The organism is Pseudomonas sp. GL-RE-29, assembly GCF_019947275.1.
GTDB lineage: Bacteria > Pseudomonadota > Gammaproteobacteria > Pseudomonadales > Pseudomonadaceae > Aquipseudomonas > Aquipseudomonas fluorescens_A.
Map to the genome: position 1 here is coordinate 1 of NZ_JAGYGD010000046.1, position 18,920 is coordinate 18,920.

An 18,920-nucleotide genomic window follows, 5' to 3' on the forward strand; every position below is an offset into this window, starting at 1 on the left:
CGAGGAATTCCTTATCGGCGCTTCGGGTAGAAAGGGCGGGACGAGAAGTCTCCCACGGTCCGTACTGGCTAGAGTCGGAATCGAGCTTTTAGTCCCGCCCACCCCTTCAAGTCTAAACATACAAGCGGGCTTGCCCGCGATGGCGATCTATCATCCAGCAATGATGTTGAAAGGTATGGCCTCATCGCGGGCAAGCCCGCTCCCACAGTGATTTGTGGTGTTGCGAAAATTTGGCAATAAAAAAGGCGCGGTCCTTGCGGAGCGCGCCTTTTTCGTTCGGCTGCCTGTCAGCTGCCGAGTGCCTTCGAAGCCAGCCAGAACAGGCCGGCCGACAGTGCCACCGTCGCTGGCAGGGTCAGGACCCAGGCCAGCAGGATGGTTTTGACGGTGCCGCCTTGCAGGCCGCTTTTGTTGGCGACCATCGTACCGGCCACGCCCGAGGACAGCACGTGGGTGGTGGATACCGGCAGGCTGAAGATGTTGGCCATGCCGATCAGGCTGGCGGTGGTGATCTGTGCCGACATGCCCTGGGAATAGGTCATGCCTTGCTTGCCGATCTTCTCGCCGATGGTCAGTACCACGCGTTTCCAGCCAACCATGGTGCCCAGGCCGAGCGCCAGTGCAACGGCCAGAATCACCCAGAACGGCGCGTATTCGGTCGTGGTGGTCAAGTCTTTGCGTAGCTTGTCCAGGTCAGCTTTTTCACGCGCCCCGAGGGTTGGCAGCTTGCTGACTTTCTTTGCCGTGTCGTCCAGGCAGAGCAGGTAGCGACGGACTTCGATGCGGCTATCCGACGGCAGCGAGTGGTAGTCGGCTACACCCTTGAGGGTGCCGAGCAGGGCGGTGATGGTCGGTTCGGTCTGTTGCGGGTTGCAACGGAATTTCTCCGGCAGATCGCCTTCCACGCTTTTGCCTAGGGCCAGGAATTCACCGAGGGTGTCGGCGTTGCGCTGGTAGAACTGGTTCAGGTGCAGGGTCGCGTCGCGGGTACGTTCGATCTGGTAGGTGGTGCTGTTCAGATCAAGTACGAACTGTGCCGGCACGATACCGATCAGCACCAGCATGATCAGGCCGATACCTTTCTGGCCATCGTTGGAACCGTGCACGAAGCTCACGGCCATGGCCGAGATGACCAGCACCAGGCGGTTCCAGAACGGCGGGTGTTTCTTGTCATCGATCTTGCGGCGCTGTTCCGGCGTCTTGTGCATCTTCGACAGCGGACGCCACCATTTCAGACCGATCAGAATCAGCGCGGCGATCAGGAAGCCTGCCATCGGCGAGAACACCAGCGACATGGCGATATCGATCGCCTTCTGCCAGTTCACGCCATCGGCCAACGGAATATCGTTGATCAGGGCGTTGGCCAGGCCCACGCCGAGGATCGAGCCGATCAGCGTATGGGAACTGGAGGCAGGGATACCGAAGTACCAGGTGCCCAGGTTCCAGGTGATGGCGGCGGCGAGCAACGAGAACACCATCGCCAGACCATGGCCGGTATTCACATTGATCAGCAGCTCCACTGGCAGCAGGTGAACGATGGCATACGCCACGCCAACGCCGCCCAGCAACACGCCGAGGAAATTGAACACACCGGAAAAGAACACCGCCAGATGAGGCGGCATCGCTTTGGTGTAGATAACAGTGGCTACCGCGTTAGCGGTGTCATGAAATCCATTGATGAACTCGAAGGCGAGGACAAAAGCCAGGGCGAGCAAGAGGCTCACAAGCACCCAAGCATCCAGTCCGCTGAATAAATCGATCATGAAGGTTTTCTGACCCGGTCATAAGGGGGCGCGATTATGCCAGAAAAGACAGTGAATCGATGCACTTGCTGCTCATCGGTAACATTCTTCAACGAATTATCTTGCAGCCATGCCCTCAGCCCCGCTGTTTTCCCTGGGGTTGCAAGTCATTGAATTTCTTTGGAAAGGCCGATGCCGCAAGCCTTTCGCTCACCTGAAGGTGAGGTTTGAAAGCTTGTATGAAATTTCTGAGAGGAGGGTCAGATATGAGCCTTTTACCCTGTCAGATGAGCAAGGCGGCCGCTGCCCGCTCGTAGCGGGCGCAAAAGGCAACATTTGTGCATCCCGCTTTTAACGGGTGTCAGCGCAGACCCCTCGAGGATTCAAGCCGAGGCCGTCATGGCTCTTCGGCTTTGAGTTCCTTTTCCATTTTTTCCAGTTCTTGCTTGAAGACCTGATCCTGAACAGTGGCGCGTTTACGCCAGGGTTTGCGTTCCGGTTCGGGCTGGGCGGCGTAGGTGGTGACTTCCCCGCCGTAAACTTCCTTGTAACGTTGTTCCTGGCGCTCAAGTTCCACGCGCAGTTCGTCTTTCGTCACAGTGCTACCTGATTGAGTTGAGATAAATTCTGGTGAAACGCGCTGCATGCAATGTATCGAACACGCTCGTCGAAAGGACGTGACCGGTGAAGGCCTCGTTGACGGCAGCGCGATCGATACTTCCATGTTGCAGGGCGGCCACGACACCAGAGATAAATAGCTGACGCAGCATCAGTATCCTGTTTCAGCGAGCGCGGTGACATGCCAATGCAGTCAGCCTCAGGCGCTTGCTGGAGGCAGCGACGATGGAACATCACGCTACCCTGTAGCGCATTCGGTAAGTAAGGAACCGGGTGGCTACTAATTTGCATTATAGCGAGCGATTGACAGAACACTATCGTCAAAGAGTTAAAAGTGGGTCCTGATGTGTGAATGTCTTTTACCTGTAACTATTCGCCGTTAACTAAATTGGCGGGATGATGTCACATCGCCGCGATGCTTTTCTGACGCTCTTAAGTCGAACAACTTTGGATAACTATCGATCTCTTTAACTCCGGCATTGGAATCTGCACATACATATAAGGCAGGCAGCGCAATCCGCTTGGAATCGGACGAATCGCAGAAAGCGCCAATTGCGATTATCGGTCGATGGTTCGATAATCGCCCGATCTCTCTGGCTCGGGCTTGTGTACCGGACCGGTAGCCGCTTGTAATAGTCGCTGATCCGTGTGGGAAAAAGGCCTTATATGAACGATCAATTGCGCAACTCCTTCGCTTCGGTCGCACCGCCGATCGTTGCATCACCTGCCAAGCGGATCCAGGCGTTGACCGGCGATCCGAATTTCATGACCTCCCTGGCTCGTGGACTGGCCGTGGTGCAAGCGTTTCAGGAGCGCAAACGGCACCTGACCATTGCCCAGATCAGCCATCGTACGGAAATTCCCCGCGCCGCTGTAAGACGTTGCCTGCACACGCTGATCAAACTCGGTTACGCCACCACGGACGGCCGCACGTATTCGTTGCTGCCCAAAGTGCTGACCCTCGGCCACGCCTATGTGTCCTCGACGCCGCTGGCGGTTTCGGCCCAGCCCTATCTGGACCGCATGAGCGAGCAACTGCATGAAGCCTGCAACATGGCCACCCTGGAAGGGGATGACATTCTGTACATCGCCCGTTCGGCGACCACCCAGCGCCTGATTTCGGTCGACCTTTCGGTGGGCGGGCGTCTGCCGGCCTATTGCACATCGATGGGCAGGATTCTGCTTGCCGCCCTGGATGACACTTCATTGCACGAATATCTCGATCACGCTGACCTGCAAGCCAAGACCAGTCGAACCATTCATACCCCCGAAGCCTTGCTCGAATGCCTGCAAGAAGTACGGCAACAAGGCTGGTGCATCGTCGATCAGGAACTGGAGCAAGGACTACGCTCGATTGCCGTTCCGGTGTACGACGCTTCCGGTCAGGTGGTGGCAGCCCTCAACGTCAGTACCCATGCCGGGCGGGTCAGCCGCAATGAACTGGAGCAGCGCTTCCTGCCCGGTCTGTTGAGTGCCAGTCGCGATCTCAGTACGCAGTTGTTTACCTAAGGTGTTCGATAATCGCACAGAGTCGCGTTTGCTGAATTGACGCTCTTTCCCTTGGCTCATTAATGTCGCGGCAGCGTTTTCCGGCGCTGTCGATTTCGATCCGGCACCGGACGACGACCCCATAATAATGAAACGAGACACCCCCATGCGCACATTCCCCGACTGTCGCTGTTCTCCCCGGAATCTCTGCCGGAACCGGATCGCCTGATCCCGACATCCCCTTTCTTGTGACAGCCTGATCGCTGGCTGGCATCTGTTCGACTGCGTTTTTGCGTGGAATAAAAAATGAATCAGCCTCAGTCTGCTGTAGGAAACTGCCTCGACGTGCAGTCCTTCATCAACGCCCAACCCATTTCGCGCTACCAGTGGCGAGTGGTGATCCTGTGTTTCCTGATTGTGTTCCTCGATGGCCTCGACACGGCGGCCATGGGTTTTATCGCACCTGCGCTGTCCCAGGATTGGGGCATCGATCGCGCCAGTCTTGGCCCGGTGATGAGTGCAGCGTTGATTGGCATGGTCTTCGGTGCACTGGGTTCCGGTCCGTTGGCTGACCGCTTTGGGCGAAAAGTCGTACTGGTGGGGGCGGTGTTTCTGTTCGGCGCCTTCAGTCTGGCTTCCGCGTACAGCACCAACGTCGACCAGTTGTTGGTCCTGCGCTTTCTGACCGGCCTTGGGCTGGGTGCCGGTATGCCGAACGCCACGACGCTGCTGTCGGAATACACCCCGGAGCGCAAGAAGTCCCTGCTGGTGACCAGCATGTTCTGCGGCTTCAACCTGGGCATGGCCGGTGGCGGATTCATTTCAGCGAAACTGATTCCGGCCTTCGGCTGGCACAGTCTGCTGCTGATCGGCGGGATTCTGCCGTTGATCCTCACCGTGGTTTTGCTGTTCTGGCTGCCGGAGTCGGCGCGTTTCCTTGTCGTCCGTAATCGCGGCACCGACAAAGTACGCAAGACGCTGGCGCCAATCGATCCGACGGTGGTGGCCCAGGCATCGAGCTTCAGCGTGCCGGAACAGAAAACCGTGAAGGCGCGCAACGTGTTTGCGGTGATCTTCTCCGGTACCTACAGCGTCGGCACCTTGCTGTTGTGGCTGACCTACTTCATGGGCCTGGTGATCGTTTACCTGCTGACCAGTTGGCTGCCGACCCTGATGCGTGACAGTGGCGCGAGCATGGAACAAGCGGCGTTTATCGGTGCATTGTTCCAGTTCGGCGGCGTATTGAGCGCGGTGGGCGTGGGTTGGGCGATGGACCGGTTTAATCCGCACAAGGTCATCGGCACTTTTTACCTGTTGGCCGGGGTGTTTGCCTACGCGGTAGGGCAGAGCTTGGGCAACATCACCATTCTGGCGACTTTGGTGCTGGTGGCCGGTATGTGCGTCAACGGTGCGCAATCGGCAATGCCTTCGCTGGCGGCACGGTTCTATCCGACTCAAGGGCGCGCCACTGGTGTGTCATGGATGCTCGGGATTGGCCGCTTCGGCGCGATCCTCGGTGCGTGGATGGGCGCGACTCTGCTGGGCCTGGGCTGGAATTTCGAGCAAGTGCTGACGGCACTGGTGATTCCGGCCGCATTGGCGACGGCGGCGGTGCTGGTCAAGGGTTTGGTCAGCCACGCGGATGCAACCTGATTAGGAAAAGATCGCAGCCTTCGGCAGCTCCTACAGAGGAATGCGAACACCTGTAGGAGCTGCCGCCGGCTGCAATCTTTGCAGGCGACAAAACGATAGCCAGACAACAATGTGTTCGATAAGCGAACGCTCAGTCGATTATCGAATTGTTTGACCTGTGCCGGGAGCTTAATCTTTAACCATTACGGCGCTGCGCATCGGCGCCTTTTTTACTACGTCGAAATAACAAACGGGAGCCCGCCCTGCGTGATCTCGAAGCCCGGAGAAGCATGATGCGTGACGTTTATATCTGCGACGCAATTCGTACCCCCATCGGCCGTTTCGGCGGTGGCCTGTCGACGGTACGCGCTGACGACCTGGCCGCCGTGCCGATCAAGGCGCTGATGGAGCGTAACCCGTCGGTCGACTGGAACGCCGTGGACGAGGTGTTCCTCGGCTGCGCCAACCAGGCCGGCGAAGACAACCGTAACGTGGCGCGCATGGCGCTGCTGCTGGCCGGTTTGCCGGAAACCATTCCTGGCGTGACCCTCAACCGCCTCTGCGCTTCGGGCATGGACGCCATCGGCACCGCGTTCCGCGCTATCGCCAGTGGCGAAATGGAGCTGGCGATTGCCGGTGGCGTTGAGTCGATGTCCCGCGCGCCGTTCGTGATGGGCAAGGCTGACGCCGCGTTCTCGCGCAACATGAAGCTCGAAGACACCACCATCGGCTGGCGCTTCATCAACCCGTTGATGAAAGCCCAGTACGGCGTCGACGCGATGCCGCAGACCGCCGACAACGTGGCTGACGATTACGAAGTTTCCCGCGAGGATCAGGACGCTTTCGCACTGCGCAGTCAGCAGCGCACGGCCGTGGCGCAAGCCGCCGGATTTTTTGCTGAAGAAATCGTCGAAGTGCGAGTGGCCCACAAGAAGGGTGAAACCGTCGTCAGCCAGGATGAACATCCTCGCGCCGACACCACCCTCGAAGCCCTGACCAAACTGAAACCGGTCAACGGCCCGGACAAAACCGTCACCGCGGGCAACGCCTCCGGCGTTAACGACGGTGCGGCGGCGTTGATCCTGGCTTCGGCTGAAGCCGTGAAGAAACACGGTCTGACCGCTCGCGCCAAAGTGCTGGGCATGTCCAGTGCCGGTGTCGCTCCGCGCGTCATGGGCATTGGCCCGGTGCCAGCGGTGCGTAAACTGACCGAACGCCTCGGCCTGGCCGTCAGTGATTTCGACGTGATCGAACTCAATGAAGCTTTCGCCAGCCAAGGCTTGGCAGTGCTGCGCGAGCTGGGGATTGCCGACGACGCCCCCCAGGTCAACCCGAACGGTGGCGCGATTGCCTTGGGTCACCCGTTGGGCATGAGCGGTGCACGCCTGGTACTGACCGCGTTGCATCAGCTGGAAAAAACCGGTGGCAAGAAAGGTCTGGCGACCATGTGCGTCGGTGTCGGCCAAGGTCTGGCCTTGGCGATCGAGCGCGTCTGACGCGCTCTGCCGACTAATAAGAAACTGAGGAACGCTTCATGACTGACAAACCTGGTTACCGTCGCCCGCAGGAAGGCACTCAGCCTCCGTACCTGCACCCGACCTACCAATCCACCAACCTGCGCTCGCCGTCCAAGCCGTTGGTGTTCTTGCCGCATTCGTTGTCGGAAATCACCGGTCCGACCATTGGCGCCGAGCGCATCAATGAGAAGGACCACGACCTGACCGCCCAGCACGAAGGCGAACCGCAGGGCGAACGCATCATCGTTCACGGCCGTGTGCTGGACGAGAACGGTCTGCCGGTGCCGGGGATTCTGGTGGAGATCTGGCAGGCCAACGCCGCCGGTCGCTACAACCATGCCCGCGACCTGCACGACGCGCCGCTGGACCCGAACTTCACCGGCACCGGCCGCACCGTGACCGACGCCGATGGCTGGTATCAGTTCCAGACCATCAAGCCTGGCGCCTATCCGTGGGGTAACCACCACAACGCCTGGCGCCCGGCGCATATCCATTTCTCGCTGTTCGGGCCGAGCATCCTGACGCGCCTGGTCACGCAGATGTATTTCCCCGGCGACCCGCTGCTGGCGTATGACCCGATCTACAACTGCGTGCCCGATACCGGCGCCAAAGAGCGTTTGATCGCCAGTTTCGACCTGGAAAAAACCATCCCTTCCTATGCCCTCGGTTATCGTTGGGACATCGTTTTGCGCGGCCGCGATGCCACGCCGATGGAGAAATAAGATGACGCTGACTGCGACCACGTCCCACACCGTCGGGCCGTACTACCACATCGGCCTGACCTGGCTGAACCGCGAAGACCTGACCGTCGAGCAAACCCTGGGCGAGCGCGTGGCGATCACCGGGCAAGTGGTGGATGGCAATGGCGACGTTGTTAACGATGCGATGCTGGAAGTCTGGCAGGCCAACGCGGCCGGCAAGTACGACCACCCCGAAGACGACCAGGAAAAACCTCTGGACCCGAACTTCGAAGGTTTTGGCCGGGTGCCGGTGGACGCCGAAGGGCGTTTCCGTTTCACCACGATCAAACCGGGTACTGTGGAAGGTCTGAAAGGTACAACTCAGGCACCGCACTTGGTGGTGCTGGTGTTTGCCCGTGGCTTGGTCAAGCACCTGCTGACGCGGATTTACTTCGATGGTGAGCCGGCCAACGTGTCGGACCCGTTGCTGGAATGCGTGCCGGCCGAGCGTCGCGATACCTTGCTGGCCAAGAAGGATGCGAGCGGTGTCTATCAGTGGAATGTGATTCTGCAGGGCACTGATGCCGAGACGGTGTTCTTCGATTATTGATCGAACACCGCAACCTGTAGGAGCCGGCTTGCTGGCGATCACGGTGGTTCAGTGTCATCGATGTTGAATGACACACCGCCATCGCCAGCAAGCCGGCTCCTACAGGGTGATTTATCTGCGGAACGGGACTGTTGCAAAGTATGTCTAGACTCTCACTGTCCCTATTGAGTGAAAACCAATGACAACAACTACAGCTACAGAACCTCTCTACACCGGCGAAGAGCGCAACAAGCGGATCTTCGCGATTGTCGGCGCTTCGTCCGGCAACCTGGTCGAATGGTTCGACTTCTATGTTTATGCCTTCTGTGCGATCTATTTTGCGCCGGCCTTTTTCCCCTCCGACAACCCCACGGTGCAGCTGGTCAACACCGCAGGCGTGTTTGCCGCCGGGTTCCTGATGCGACCGATTGGCGGCTGGATCTTCGGCCGTGTCGCGGACAAGCACGGGCGCAAGAATTCGATGCTGATCTCGATTCTGATGATGTGCTTCGGCTCGTTGCTCATCGCCTGCCTGCCGACCTACAAGGACATCGGGGTCTGGGCGCCGATCATGCTGCTGTTCGCCCGCTTGCTCCAGGGCCTGTCGGTGGGCGGCGAGTACGGCACCACCGCGACCTACATGAGCGAAGTCGCCCTCAAGGGCCAGCGCGGTTTCTTCGCCTCGTTCCAGTACGTGACCCTGATCGGCGGGCAATTGCTGGCGGTGTCGCTGGTGGTGGTCCTGCAACAGTTCCTCAGCGAGGATGAACTGCGCGCCTACGGCTGGCGGATTCCGTTTGTGGTCGGTGCCGTAGCGGCGTTGATTTCGCTGTTCCTGCGTCGTTCGCTGAAAGAAACCACCAGCAAGGAAATGCGCGAAAACAAGGACGCCGGCAGCATCCGTGCATTGTTCCGCGACCATAAGGCCGCGTTCATCACCGTGCTCGGCTACACCGCCGGTGGCTCGCTGATTTTCTACACCTTCACCACGTACATGCAGAAATACCTGGTGAACACCGCCGGCATGCACGCCAAGACCGCCAGTTACATCATGACCGGCGCGCTGTTCCTTTATATGTGCATGCAGCCGATCTTCGGCATGCTCGCGGACAAGATCGGCCGACGTAATTCGATGCTGTGGTTCGGTGCCCTCGGTACGCTGTGCACCGTGCCGATTCTGCTGAGCCTGAAAAGCGTCAGCAGTCCGTTCTTGGCCTTTGTATTGATTACTGTGGCGCTGGCCATCGTCAGTTTCTACACCTCGATCAGCGGCCTGGTAAAAGCCGAAATGTTCCCGCCAGAAGTGCGCGCACTGGGCGTCGGCCTGGCTTATGCGGTAGCGAATGCGATCTTTGGCGGTTCGGCGGAATATGTGGCCCTGAGCCTCAAAGCCGTGGGCATGGAGAACTCCTTCTACTGGTACGTGACGGTGATGATGGCGATCGCGTTCCTGTTCAGCCTGCGCCTGCCCAAGCAAGCCAAGTATTTGCATCACGACCTTTGATCTACACCCGCGGGCCCGAGTGGCCCGCGCCTCCAGGGACTGTTTATGAACGAGCGACCGGGCAATCAATTGTTCGATGCCTATTTCACTGCCCGCGACATGCGTGAAGTGTTCTGCGATCAGGGCCGGGTTCAGGCCATGCTGGATTTTGAAGCGGCGCTGGCCCGGGCCGAAGCGCGGGTCGGACTGATTCCGCACGCGGCGGTGGCGCCCATCGAAGCGGCGTGCCAGGCCGGGCATTACGACTTTGCCGCGCTCGGCGAAGCGATTGCCACGGCGGGTAATTCGGCGATCCCGTTGGTCAAGGCGTTGGGCAAGCAGATCGCCGCGAGCGATGCAGCAGCCGAACGCTATGTGCATCTGGGCGCTACCAGTCAGGACGTGATGGACAGCGGTCTGGTGCTGCAACTGCGCCGCGCACTGGAATTGATCGACAGCGATCTGGCGCAGCTGGGCGAAACCCTTGCTAACCAGGCCCAACGTTATGTGGCCACGCCGCTGGCCGGGCGCACCTGGTTGCAGCACGCGACGCCGGTCACCCTCGGCATGAAAATCGCCGGTTGGCTGGGCGCGGTGACCCGCAGTCGCCAGCGCCTGCAAGAACTCAAACCGCGTCTACTGGTGCTGCAGTTCGGCGGCGCCTCCGGAACCCTGGCGGCCCTTGGCGAGCAGGCGATGCCGGTTGCCCTGGCGCTGGCCGAAGAGCTGCAACTGACGTTGCCCGATCAACCCTGGCACACCCAGCGCGATCGCTTGGTGGAGTTCGGGTCGGTACTCGGTCTGATCGCCGGCAGCCTGGGCAAACTCGGGCGCGACATTAGTTTGTTGATGCAAACCGAAGCCGCCGAAGTCTTTGAACCTTCGGCACCGGGCAAGGGCGGTTCTTCGACCATGCCGCATAAACGCAATCCAGTCGGCGCGGCGGTATTGATCGGCGCGGCGACGCGTGTGCCGGGTCTGCTCTCGACGCTGTTCAGCGCCATGCCGCAGGAACACGAGCGCAGCCTCGGTCTGTGGCATGCCGAGTGGGAAACCCTGCCGGAGATTTGCTGCCTCGTATCCGGCAGCCTCAAGCAAGCGCTGCTGGTCACGGACGGGCTGGAAGTGGACGCTGACCGCATGGCGCGCAACCTTGATCTGACCCAGGGCCTGGTACTCGCCGAAGCGGTGAGCATCGTCCTCGCGCAGCGGGTCGGGCGCGACACCGCGCATCACCTGTTGGAGCAATGCTGCAAACGCGCCGTGGCCGAACAGCGTCATCTGCGCGCGGTACTCGGCGACGAACCGCAAGTGACCGCCGAGCTGTCGGCGGCTGAACTCGATCATCTGCTGGACCCCGCCCATTACCTCGGTCAGGCCAAAACCTGGGTCGAGCGAGCGGTGGCTGAACATTCTGCTTTGACTGCCTGAAGGAGATTGCTGTGGCTTTCGTACAACTCGCCGATGGCGAACTGCACTACCAAATTCAAGGGCCGCAAGTCGACGGTCCGGTCGATGCGCCGGTGCTGGTGTTGTCCAACTCGCTGGGCACCGACCTGCACATGTGGGACGCGCAAATTGCCGCGTTCACCGAGCATTTTCGCGTGCTGCGTTTTGACACGCGCGGTCACGGCAAGTCGCTGGTGACGCCGGGGCCGTACAGCATCGAGCAACTGGGCCGCGATGTGCTGGCGCTGCTGGATGCGCTGCACATCGAGCGCGCGCATTTCTGCGGTTTGTCCATGGGCGGGTTGATCGGGCAGTGGCTGGGTATCAATGCCGGCGAGCGCTTGAACAAACTGATCGTGTGCAACACGGCAGCGAAAATCGGCGATCCGTCGGTGTGGAACCCGCGCATCGAAACCGTGCTGCGTGATGGTGCGGCAGCGATGGTCGCATTGCGCGATGCATCGATTGCGCGCTGGTTTACCCCGGATTTCTCCGAGGCCAACCCGGCGGCTGCCAAACAGATTACCGACATGCTCGCGGCGACTTCGCCTGAAGGTTACGCGGCCAACTGCGCGGCGGTGCGTGATGCCGATTTCCGCGATCAGTTGTCGTCGATCAAAGTGCCGTTGCTGGTGATTGCCGGGACTGAAGACGCGGTCACGCCGCCATCCGGTGGGCACTTCATTCAGCAGCACGTGCAGGGCGCCGAGTACGCTGAGTTCTACGCCGCGCACTTGTCCAACGTCCAGGCTGGCGCAGCGTTCAGCGAGTGCGTTCTGGCGTTTTTGTTGGCTCATTAAGGGGATTGTTGTGGACGAGAAACAACGTTACGACGAGGGCATGAACGTTCGTCGCGCGGTACTGGGCGATGCTCATGTCGATCGCAGCCTGACCACCCTGACCGAGTTCAACTCGGAGTTCCAGGAAATGATCACCCGCCACGCCTGGGGTGACATCTGGACCCGCCCGGGCCTGCCGCGCCACACCCGCAGCCTGATCACCATCGCCATGCTGATCGGCATGAACCGCGAAGGCGAACTGAAACTGCACCTGCGCGCCGCCGCCAATAACGGCGTGAGCCGTGGCGAGATCAAGGAAGTGATCATGCAGAGCGCGATCTACTGCGGCATCCCGGCGGCCAACGCAACGTTCCACCTGGCCGAGTCGGTGTGGGATGAGTTGGGGGTTGAATCGCGGGAGTGATTCCGCGATTTTTGTTGCCTGGACTGACGCCATCGCGGGCTTGCCCACGATGGCGTCAGTACATCCAACATTGATGTGTCTGGAGGATTGCCATCGCGAGCAGGCTCGCTCCCACATTTTGATCGGTGTGAACGCAGGTCGTGCGATCACCGAAGATTTCTGTAGGCGCTGCCGCAGGCTCGGGCCGCGTTCGGACGATCTTTTGATTTTTAAAGCAGGCTGATCGGATAGCTGATGATCAAGCGGTTCTCATCGAACTCGTTGTTGCTGTAATCGCGGCGCATGGTCGAGTTGCGCCATTTCACGTTCAGGTCTTTCAGCGCACCGCTCTGTACGGTGTAGGCCAGTTCACTTTCACGTCCCCATTCCTTGCCATCGGTGATCGTGCCGGTGTGCACGTTATCGCCACTGATATAGCGGTTCATCAGCGTCAGACCCGGTACACCCACGGCGACGAAGTTGTAGTCATGGCGCACTTGCCAGGATTTTTCCCGAGCGTTGTCGTAGCTGGAGTTGTAACTGTCGTTGGCCAGGGTGCCGCCGCTTGTGCCGTTAACGCGCATCCACGGGCTGTCGCCGGTGAGTTTTTGCAGGCCGACGTAGAAGGTGTTGCCGCCGTACTTGGCTGAGAGCAGGCCATACATGGTTTTGTTGTCCAGCTCGCCGGCCCGGGCGCTGCCGTCATCCTTGCCATAGAAGAAACCGAGGTTGGCGCCGAGGGTCCAGGCGCCGATGGGTTGGCTGTGGGTCAGGTTGATGAACTGCTGGCTGTAGATGTCCTTGAGTTCGGCATTCCACACACCGATCTGGGTGCGTTTCTCGTTGAACAGGTACTCACCGCCCTGGAAATTGAAACGGTCCGAGGTGAACGCCGCTTTGCCGGTCATCGACATGTCGTCCATGCTGCTGTCGTCGCGCGGGCTGTTCTGGCGGAACTGGCCGCCGTAGAGCGTCAGGCCGTCGATTTCCTTCGAAGTGATCTGACCACCACGGAAGGTCTGTGGCAGCGAACGACCGTCATCCGAACGCAGGATCGGCAGCACCGGCATCCATTCGCCCACCTTCGCTTCGGTCTGCGACAGCTTGGCCTTGAACGCCACGTTGGTACGACCGAAGTTGTCTGCCGGGCGGCCATCACTGTCCAGCGGCAGCAGCGCCGTACCGCCGGTGCCTTTGCCGCCATCAAGCTTCACCGAGTACAGCCCCAGCACGTCCATGCCGAACCCGACGACGCCCTGGGTGAAACCGGACTTGGCATCGAGGATGAAACTCTGCGTCCACTCTTCAGCCTTGCCCTGGGTCTTGGTCGGGTTGGTGAAGTTGCGGTTGATGTAGAAGTTGCGCAGGTTCAGGTTGACCTTGGCGCCTTCGACAAAACCGGACTCCTCGGCGTGGGCGGGCAGGGCGGCGGTGGCCAGGGCTACGGCGATCAGGCTGGGAACGAAATACTGCGTGTGAGAAGGCGTCATGTGCTCGGGTCTCTCTAATTCTTGGGGATGAAACGGTGCGTGCCGCAATCGGGGGATTGCAGACAAATCTTTGGATTTACTGGATAAACGAACGTGATCAGCCGGACGGGGCGGGGCGCGGGGGCATGGCATCGAACCTGTTGTTTTTGGTTTTGTGGGTCGGATGGTGCGGGGAATGTACTGGATGGTTCAATTGTTAAAAGAAGGTTCTGGGCGATTATCGAACATAAGATTTGCAGTAATTTTTGTGCTGTCCTGTATGCCTCATCGCTGGCAAGCCAGCTCCCACAGGGTCACACTGGTCCACAAAATTTGTGCACGACACTCACACTGTGGGAGCTGGCTTGCCAGCGATGAAGTCAGCACAACTTTTCCCGCTGCCAACAAAAAGCCCACCAATCGGTGGGCTTCTTGTGTTCACAGCGCTATCAGAAATACTTCATCTTCGGCGCTTCTTCTTTCAACGGCTCGTTCTTCGCCGTCTGCTCATTCCAGCCACCACCCAGTGCCTTGTACAGATTGACCTGGCTGACCAGCTGCGCCAGACGGTCAGTAATCAGCACTTGTTGCGCACTGAACAACTGACGCTGGGCGTCGAGGAAGGTCAGGTTGCTGTCGACACCGATCCGGTAGCGACGCTCGGCCAGGCGGTAGTAGTCCTGGTTCGCGCTGACGAAGTCAGATTGCGCCTGCAATTGCTGCACGTAGGTCTGACGCGCGGCCAGGCCGTCGGCGACTTCCTGGAAGGCCGTTTGGATGGACTTCTCGTAGTTCGCCACGCCGATGTCTTTCTGGATTTTCGAGTAATCCAGGCTGGCGCGCAGGCTGCCGGCATTGAAGATCGGCAGGTTGATCTGCGGCTGGAACAGCCAGGTGCCCGAGCCGCCCTTGAACAGACCTGACAGATCAGGGCTCAGCGTCCCGGCATTGGCGGTCAGGCTGATGCTCGGGAAGAACGCCGCACGCGCCGCGCCGATGTTGGCATTGGCAGCCTTGAGGTTGTACTCGGCCTGGAGGATATCCGGACGACGTTGCAGCAAATCAGACGGCAGGCCGGGCGGCACTTCGGCCAGCAAATCGTCCGCCAGCGGTTTGGCCGCTTGCAGGTTGGCCGGAATGCCAGTGCCGAGCAGCAGCACCAGGCTGTTTTCATCCTGAGCGACCTGGCGGGTGTACTTGGCCAGTTGCGCACGGGCGTTTTCCACCGAGGTACGCGACTGCGCCAGGTCCAGCGCCGAGGCCACACCCACTTCGTTGCTGCGGGCGGTGAGCTTGTAGCTCTCCTCGAACGCACCGAGGGTGTCCTGGGTCAGCTTCAGCAGTTCCTTGTCGGCCTGCCAGGTCAGGTAGGCATTGGCCACGCTGGCCACCAGGCTGATCTGGGTGCTGCGGCGACCTTCTTCAGTGGCGAAGTATTTCTGCAGGGCTTCTTCGCTCAGGCTGCGAACGCGACCGAACAGGTCGAGTTCATAGGCGCTGATGCCGACGGTGGCCGAATAGGAACTGCTGATGCCCGCTTCGCCGGTCTGCGAAGCGTCTGCCGGCAGGCGCTGACGGCTACCGGTGCCATTGGCGGAAATGGCCGGGTACAGGTCGGCGCGCTGGATGCGGTACTGAGCCGCAAAGGCGTCGATGTTCAGGGCCGCGACACGCAGGTCGCGGTTGTTTTCCAGGGAGATCTGGATCAGCTGTTGCAGCGCCGGGTCATGGAAAAATTGCTTCCAGCCCTGCTCGGCAGCGGCCTGCGCCGGTGCCTGGGCCGGCGAATACGCCGGGCCCTGCGGGTATTGATCCGCCACCGGTGCTTGCGGCTGCTGATAGTCAGGGATCAGCGAGCAGCCACCGAGCACGAAGGCGGCGACTGCCAGGGAGAGTAGCGACTTGCTCATTAGCCAGCCTCTTTAGGAGTTTCAGTAGCGTCTTCCTGGTCGACGTTTTTACGCTGACCCATGGCCGACACAGTGACGAAGAACAGCGGGACCCAGAAGATCGCCAGAACGGTTGCCGTGATCATACCGCCAATCACACCGGTACCGATTGCATGCTGGCTACCCGAGCCTGCGCCCGTGGAGATAGCCAGTGGTACCACGCCGAGGACGAAGGCGAGCGAGGTCATGATGATCGGTCGCAGTCGCATGCGGCAGGCTTCGATGGCTGCATCGCGCAGGCTGCGTCCTTGCTCGTGCAGTTCCTTGGCGAACTCGACGATCAGAATGGCGTTTTTCGCCGCCAGACCGATGGTCGTCAACAAGCCCACCTGGAAGTACACGTCGTTGGACAGGCCGCGCAGGCTGGTGGCCATCAGCGCACCGATGATCCCCAGCGGCACCACCAACATCACCGCGATCGGAATCGACCAGCTCTCATACAGCGCCGCCAGACACAGGAACACCATCAGCAGCGACAGGGCGTACAGCGCTGGCGCTTGCGAACCGGACAGACGTTCTTCGTACGACAGACCGGTCCAGGAAATACCGACACCGGCCGGCAGTTTCTTGGCAATGGCTTCGACTTCGGCCATCGCTTCACCGGTGGAGTAACCCGGGGCCGGGGCGCCGAGGATTTCCATCGCTTCTACGCCGTTGTATCGGGCCAGTTTCGGCGAACCGTAAATCCACTCACCCTTGGCGAAGGCCGAGAACGGAACCATGGTGCCGACGCTGTTGCGCACGTACCACTTCTGCAAGTCTTCAGGGCTCATGCGTGCGCCAGGCTGGCCTTGCACGTACACCTTCTTCACGCGACCGCGGTCGATGAAGTCGTTGACGTAGCTACTGCCCAGCGCGATCGACAGGGTGTTGTTGATGTCGGCGATGGTAATGCCCAGGGCACTGGCCTTCTCGTCGTCGATTTCCAGTTGGTATTGCGGTTCGTCGTTCAGGCCGTTTGGGCGCACCTGCGTCAGAATCTTGCTCTGCGCGGCCATGCCGAGGAACTGGTTACGCGCTTCCATCAACTTCTCGTGACCGATACCGGCACGGTCCTGCAGGAACACGTCGAAACCGGTGGCGTTACCCAACTCCAGTACCGCCGGTGGCGCAAAGGCAAACACCATGGCGTCACGGAAGGTGAAGAAGTGCTGCTGGGCACGGGCCGCCACCTTGAACACGCTGTTGTCGGCGTTACGATCGCCCCATGGCTTGAGCATGATGAAAGCCATACCCGAGCTCTGGCCACGGCCGGCGAAGTTGAAGCCGGTCACGGTAAACACCGAGTTCACCGCATCGCCTTCACCGCCATCCTTGCCCGAACGCAGCAGGTACTCACGCATTTCGTCCACGACCACTTGGGTGCGCTGGGACGTCGAGCCGGCCGGTGTCTGCACCTGGGCGAACAGTACGCCCTGGTCTTCTTCCGGCAGGAACGCGGTTGGAATGCGGGTGAACAGCCAGATCATGCCGACCACAATGATGAGGTACGCCAGCAAATACGGCGCTTTGTGCGTAAGCATGCTGCCCACGCCACGCTCGTAGTTTTTCACGCCACGGTCGAAGGTGCGGTTGAACCAGCCGAAGAAGCCGCGTTTCGGCGTGTGGTGTTCGCCTTTCGGAATCGCCTTGAGCATGGTGGCGCACAGCGCCGGGGTGAAGATCAGCGCAACCAGTACCGACAGGGCCATGGCCGAAACGATGGTGATCGAGAACTGCTTGTAGATCACACCGGTGGAGCCGCTGAAGAACGCCATCGGCAGCAGAACCGCCGACAGCACCAGGGCGATACCGACCAATGCACCCTGGATCTGCCCCATGGATTTCTTGGTGGCTTCCTTGGGCGACAGGCCTTCTTCGCTCATCACCCGTTCGACGTTTTCCACCACGACGATGGCGTCGTCCACCAGCAAACCGATGGCCAGCACCATACCGAACATGGTCAGGGTGTTGATGCTGAAACCGGCTGCCGCGAGGATCCCGAACGTACCGAGCAATACCACCGGCACGGTCATCGTGGTGATGATGGTGGCGCGGAAGTTTTGCAGGAACAGGAACATCACCAGGAACACCAGCCCGACCGCTTCAACCAGCGTGTGAACCACGCCTTTGATCGACTCGGTCACCACCGGCGTGGTGTCGTACGGGAACACCACTTCCATCCCTTGCGGGAAGAACGGCTTGAGACTGTCGATGGTGGTACGCAGCGCCTTGGCGGTATCCAGCGCGTTGGCGCCGGTGGCCAGTTTCACCGCCAGACCGGATGCCGGGGCACCGTTGAACTGGGCGTTGATGCTGTAGTTCTCGCCACCCAGACCGACGCTGGCGACATCTTTCAAGCGAACTTGCGAGCCGTCCTTGTTGACCTTGAGCAGGATCTTCTCGAACTGCTCAGCGGTCTGCAGACGGGTCTTGCCGATGATCGTCGCGTTCAGCTGCGTGCCGGGCAGGGCAGGCAAGCCGCCGAGCTGGCCGGACGACACCTGGACGTTCTGTGCGGCGATGGCGGTCTTGACGTCGATCGGGGTCAGGTTGAAGTTGTTCAACTTGGCCGGGTCGAGCCAGATACGCATGGCGTACTGCGAACCGAACACCTGGAAGTCACCGACACCGGCGGTCCGCGAGATCGGGTCCTGCATGTTCGACACGATGTAGTTGGACAGGTCGTCCTTGGTCATGCTGCCGTCGCGCGATACCACACCGATTACCAGCAGGAAGTTCTTCACTGCCTTGGTCACGCGGATACCTTGCTGCTGTACTTCTTGCGGCAGCAGCGGGGTGGCCAGGTTCAGCTTGTTCTGCACCTGGACCTGCGCGGTATCGGAGTTGGTGCCTTGCTCAAAGGTCGCGGTGATGGTCATGGTGCCGTCGGCGTTACTTTCCGAAGACACATAACGCAGATTGTCGATACCGTTGAGCTGTTGCTCGATCACCTGAACCACGGTGTCCTGCACGGTTTGCGCAGAAGCGCCCGGGTAGGTCACGGAAATGGCGATCGCCGGAGGCGCAATGCTCGGGTATTGGTTGATCGGCAGTTTGAGGATCGATAGTGCCCCGACCAGCATTATCACCAGGGCAATTACCCAGGCGAAAATCGGACGGTCGATGAAGAATTTTGACAT

14 protein-coding genes are annotated in these 18,920 nt (G+C 60.0%); 9 read left to right on the forward strand and 5 right to left on the reverse strand.

What is annotated here, in order from left to right; all coding sequences use genetic code 11:
• Nucleotides 1–287: 287 nt before the first annotated feature.
• Nucleotides 288–1,763: an inorganic phosphate transporter gene (locus KGB21_RS26740; protein WP_034146737.1), complete on the reverse strand. Its 1,476-nt coding sequence runs from the start codon at nucleotides 1,761–1,763 to the stop codon at nucleotides 288–290.
• 376 nt (nucleotides 1,764–2,139) lie between these two features.
• Nucleotides 2,140–2,340, reverse strand: a complete 201-nt coding sequence (locus KGB21_RS26745; RefSeq protein WP_034146736.1) for a hypothetical protein — start codon at nucleotides 2,338–2,340, stop codon at nucleotides 2,140–2,142.
• Nucleotides 2,341–3,026: 686 nt separating this feature from the next.
• Here KGB21_RS26745 and pcaR point away from each other — a divergent pair.
• From pcaR to pcaC, 9 genes are all read left to right on the forward strand, one after another.
• Nucleotides 3,027–3,869, forward strand: coding sequence for a pca regulon transcriptional regulator PcaR (pcaR, locus tag KGB21_RS26750; protein ID WP_034146735.1), 843 nt, complete (start codon nucleotides 3,027–3,029; stop codon nucleotides 3,867–3,869).
• Between the two features lie 285 nt (nucleotides 3,870–4,154).
• Nucleotides 4,155–5,501: an MFS transporter gene (locus KGB21_RS26755; protein WP_223507226.1), complete on the forward strand. Its 1,347-nt coding sequence runs from the start codon at nucleotides 4,155–4,157 to the stop codon at nucleotides 5,499–5,501.
• Between the two features lie 269 nt (nucleotides 5,502–5,770).
• A complete protein-coding gene (gene pcaF / locus KGB21_RS26760) occupies nucleotides 5,771–6,976 on the forward strand; it encodes a 3-oxoadipyl-CoA thiolase (RefSeq protein WP_223507227.1) in 1,206 nt (401 codons plus the stop codon).
• A 38-nt stretch (nucleotides 6,977–7,014) separates the two neighbouring features.
• Nucleotides 7,015–7,719: a protocatechuate 3,4-dioxygenase subunit beta gene (gene pcaH / locus KGB21_RS26765; protein ID WP_034146732.1), complete on the forward strand. Its 705-nt coding sequence runs from the start codon at nucleotides 7,015–7,017 to the stop codon at nucleotides 7,717–7,719.
• Between the two features lies 1 nt (nucleotide 7,720).
• The gene (pcaG, locus tag KGB21_RS26770; protein ID WP_034146731.1) at nucleotides 7,721–8,287 is read left to right on the forward strand and encodes a protocatechuate 3,4-dioxygenase subunit alpha; all 567 of its coding nucleotides are present in this window, start codon (nucleotides 7,721–7,723) and stop codon (nucleotides 8,285–8,287) included.
• A gap of 178 nt (nucleotides 8,288–8,465) precedes the next feature.
• Nucleotides 8,466–9,770 carry an MFS family transporter gene (locus tag KGB21_RS26775; RefSeq protein WP_034146730.1) on the forward strand — a complete coding sequence of 435 codons (1,305 nt, stop codon included), beginning with the start codon at nucleotides 8,466–8,468 and terminating at the stop codon, nucleotides 9,768–9,770.
• Nucleotides 9,771–9,815: 45 nt separating this feature from the next.
• Nucleotides 9,816–11,180 carry a 3-carboxy-cis,cis-muconate cycloisomerase gene (locus KGB21_RS26780; protein ID WP_223507228.1) on the forward strand — a complete coding sequence of 455 codons (1,365 nt, stop codon included), beginning with the start codon at nucleotides 9,816–9,818 and terminating at the stop codon, nucleotides 11,178–11,180.
• 11 nt (nucleotides 11,181–11,191) lie between these two features.
• Complete coding sequence (pcaD, locus tag KGB21_RS26785) at nucleotides 11,192–11,998, forward strand: 3-oxoadipate enol-lactonase (protein WP_223507229.1); 807 nt, start codon at nucleotides 11,192–11,194, stop codon at nucleotides 11,996–11,998.
• A gap of 10 nt (nucleotides 11,999–12,008) precedes the next feature.
• Entirely contained in the window at nucleotides 12,009–12,401 is a 393-nt protein-coding gene (pcaC, locus tag KGB21_RS26790) for a 4-carboxymuconolactone decarboxylase (RefSeq protein ID WP_034146727.1), read from the forward strand.
• A 209-nt stretch (nucleotides 12,402–12,610) separates the two neighbouring features.
• Here the strand turns inward: pcaC and KGB21_RS26795 are convergent, their stop codons facing one another.
• The 3 genes from KGB21_RS26795 to emhB form a co-directional block, all read right to left on the reverse strand.
• Nucleotides 12,611–13,870 (reverse strand): OprD family porin, encoded by a 1,260-nt coding sequence (locus KGB21_RS26795; RefSeq protein ID WP_223507230.1) that lies wholly within the window; start codon nucleotides 13,868–13,870, stop codon nucleotides 12,611–12,613.
• A gap of 428 nt (nucleotides 13,871–14,298) precedes the next feature.
• The gene (emhC, locus tag KGB21_RS26800; protein ID WP_034146725.1) at nucleotides 14,299–15,759 is read right to left on the reverse strand and encodes an efflux RND transporter outer membrane subunit EmhC; all 1,461 of its coding nucleotides are present in this window, start codon (nucleotides 15,757–15,759) and stop codon (nucleotides 14,299–14,301) included.
• A complete protein-coding gene (gene emhB / locus KGB21_RS26805) occupies nucleotides 15,759–18,920 on the reverse strand; it encodes an efflux RND transporter permease subunit EmhB (RefSeq protein ID WP_034146724.1) in 3,162 nt (1,053 codons plus the stop codon). The genes emhC and emhB overlap by 1 nt, the downstream gene beginning before the upstream one ends.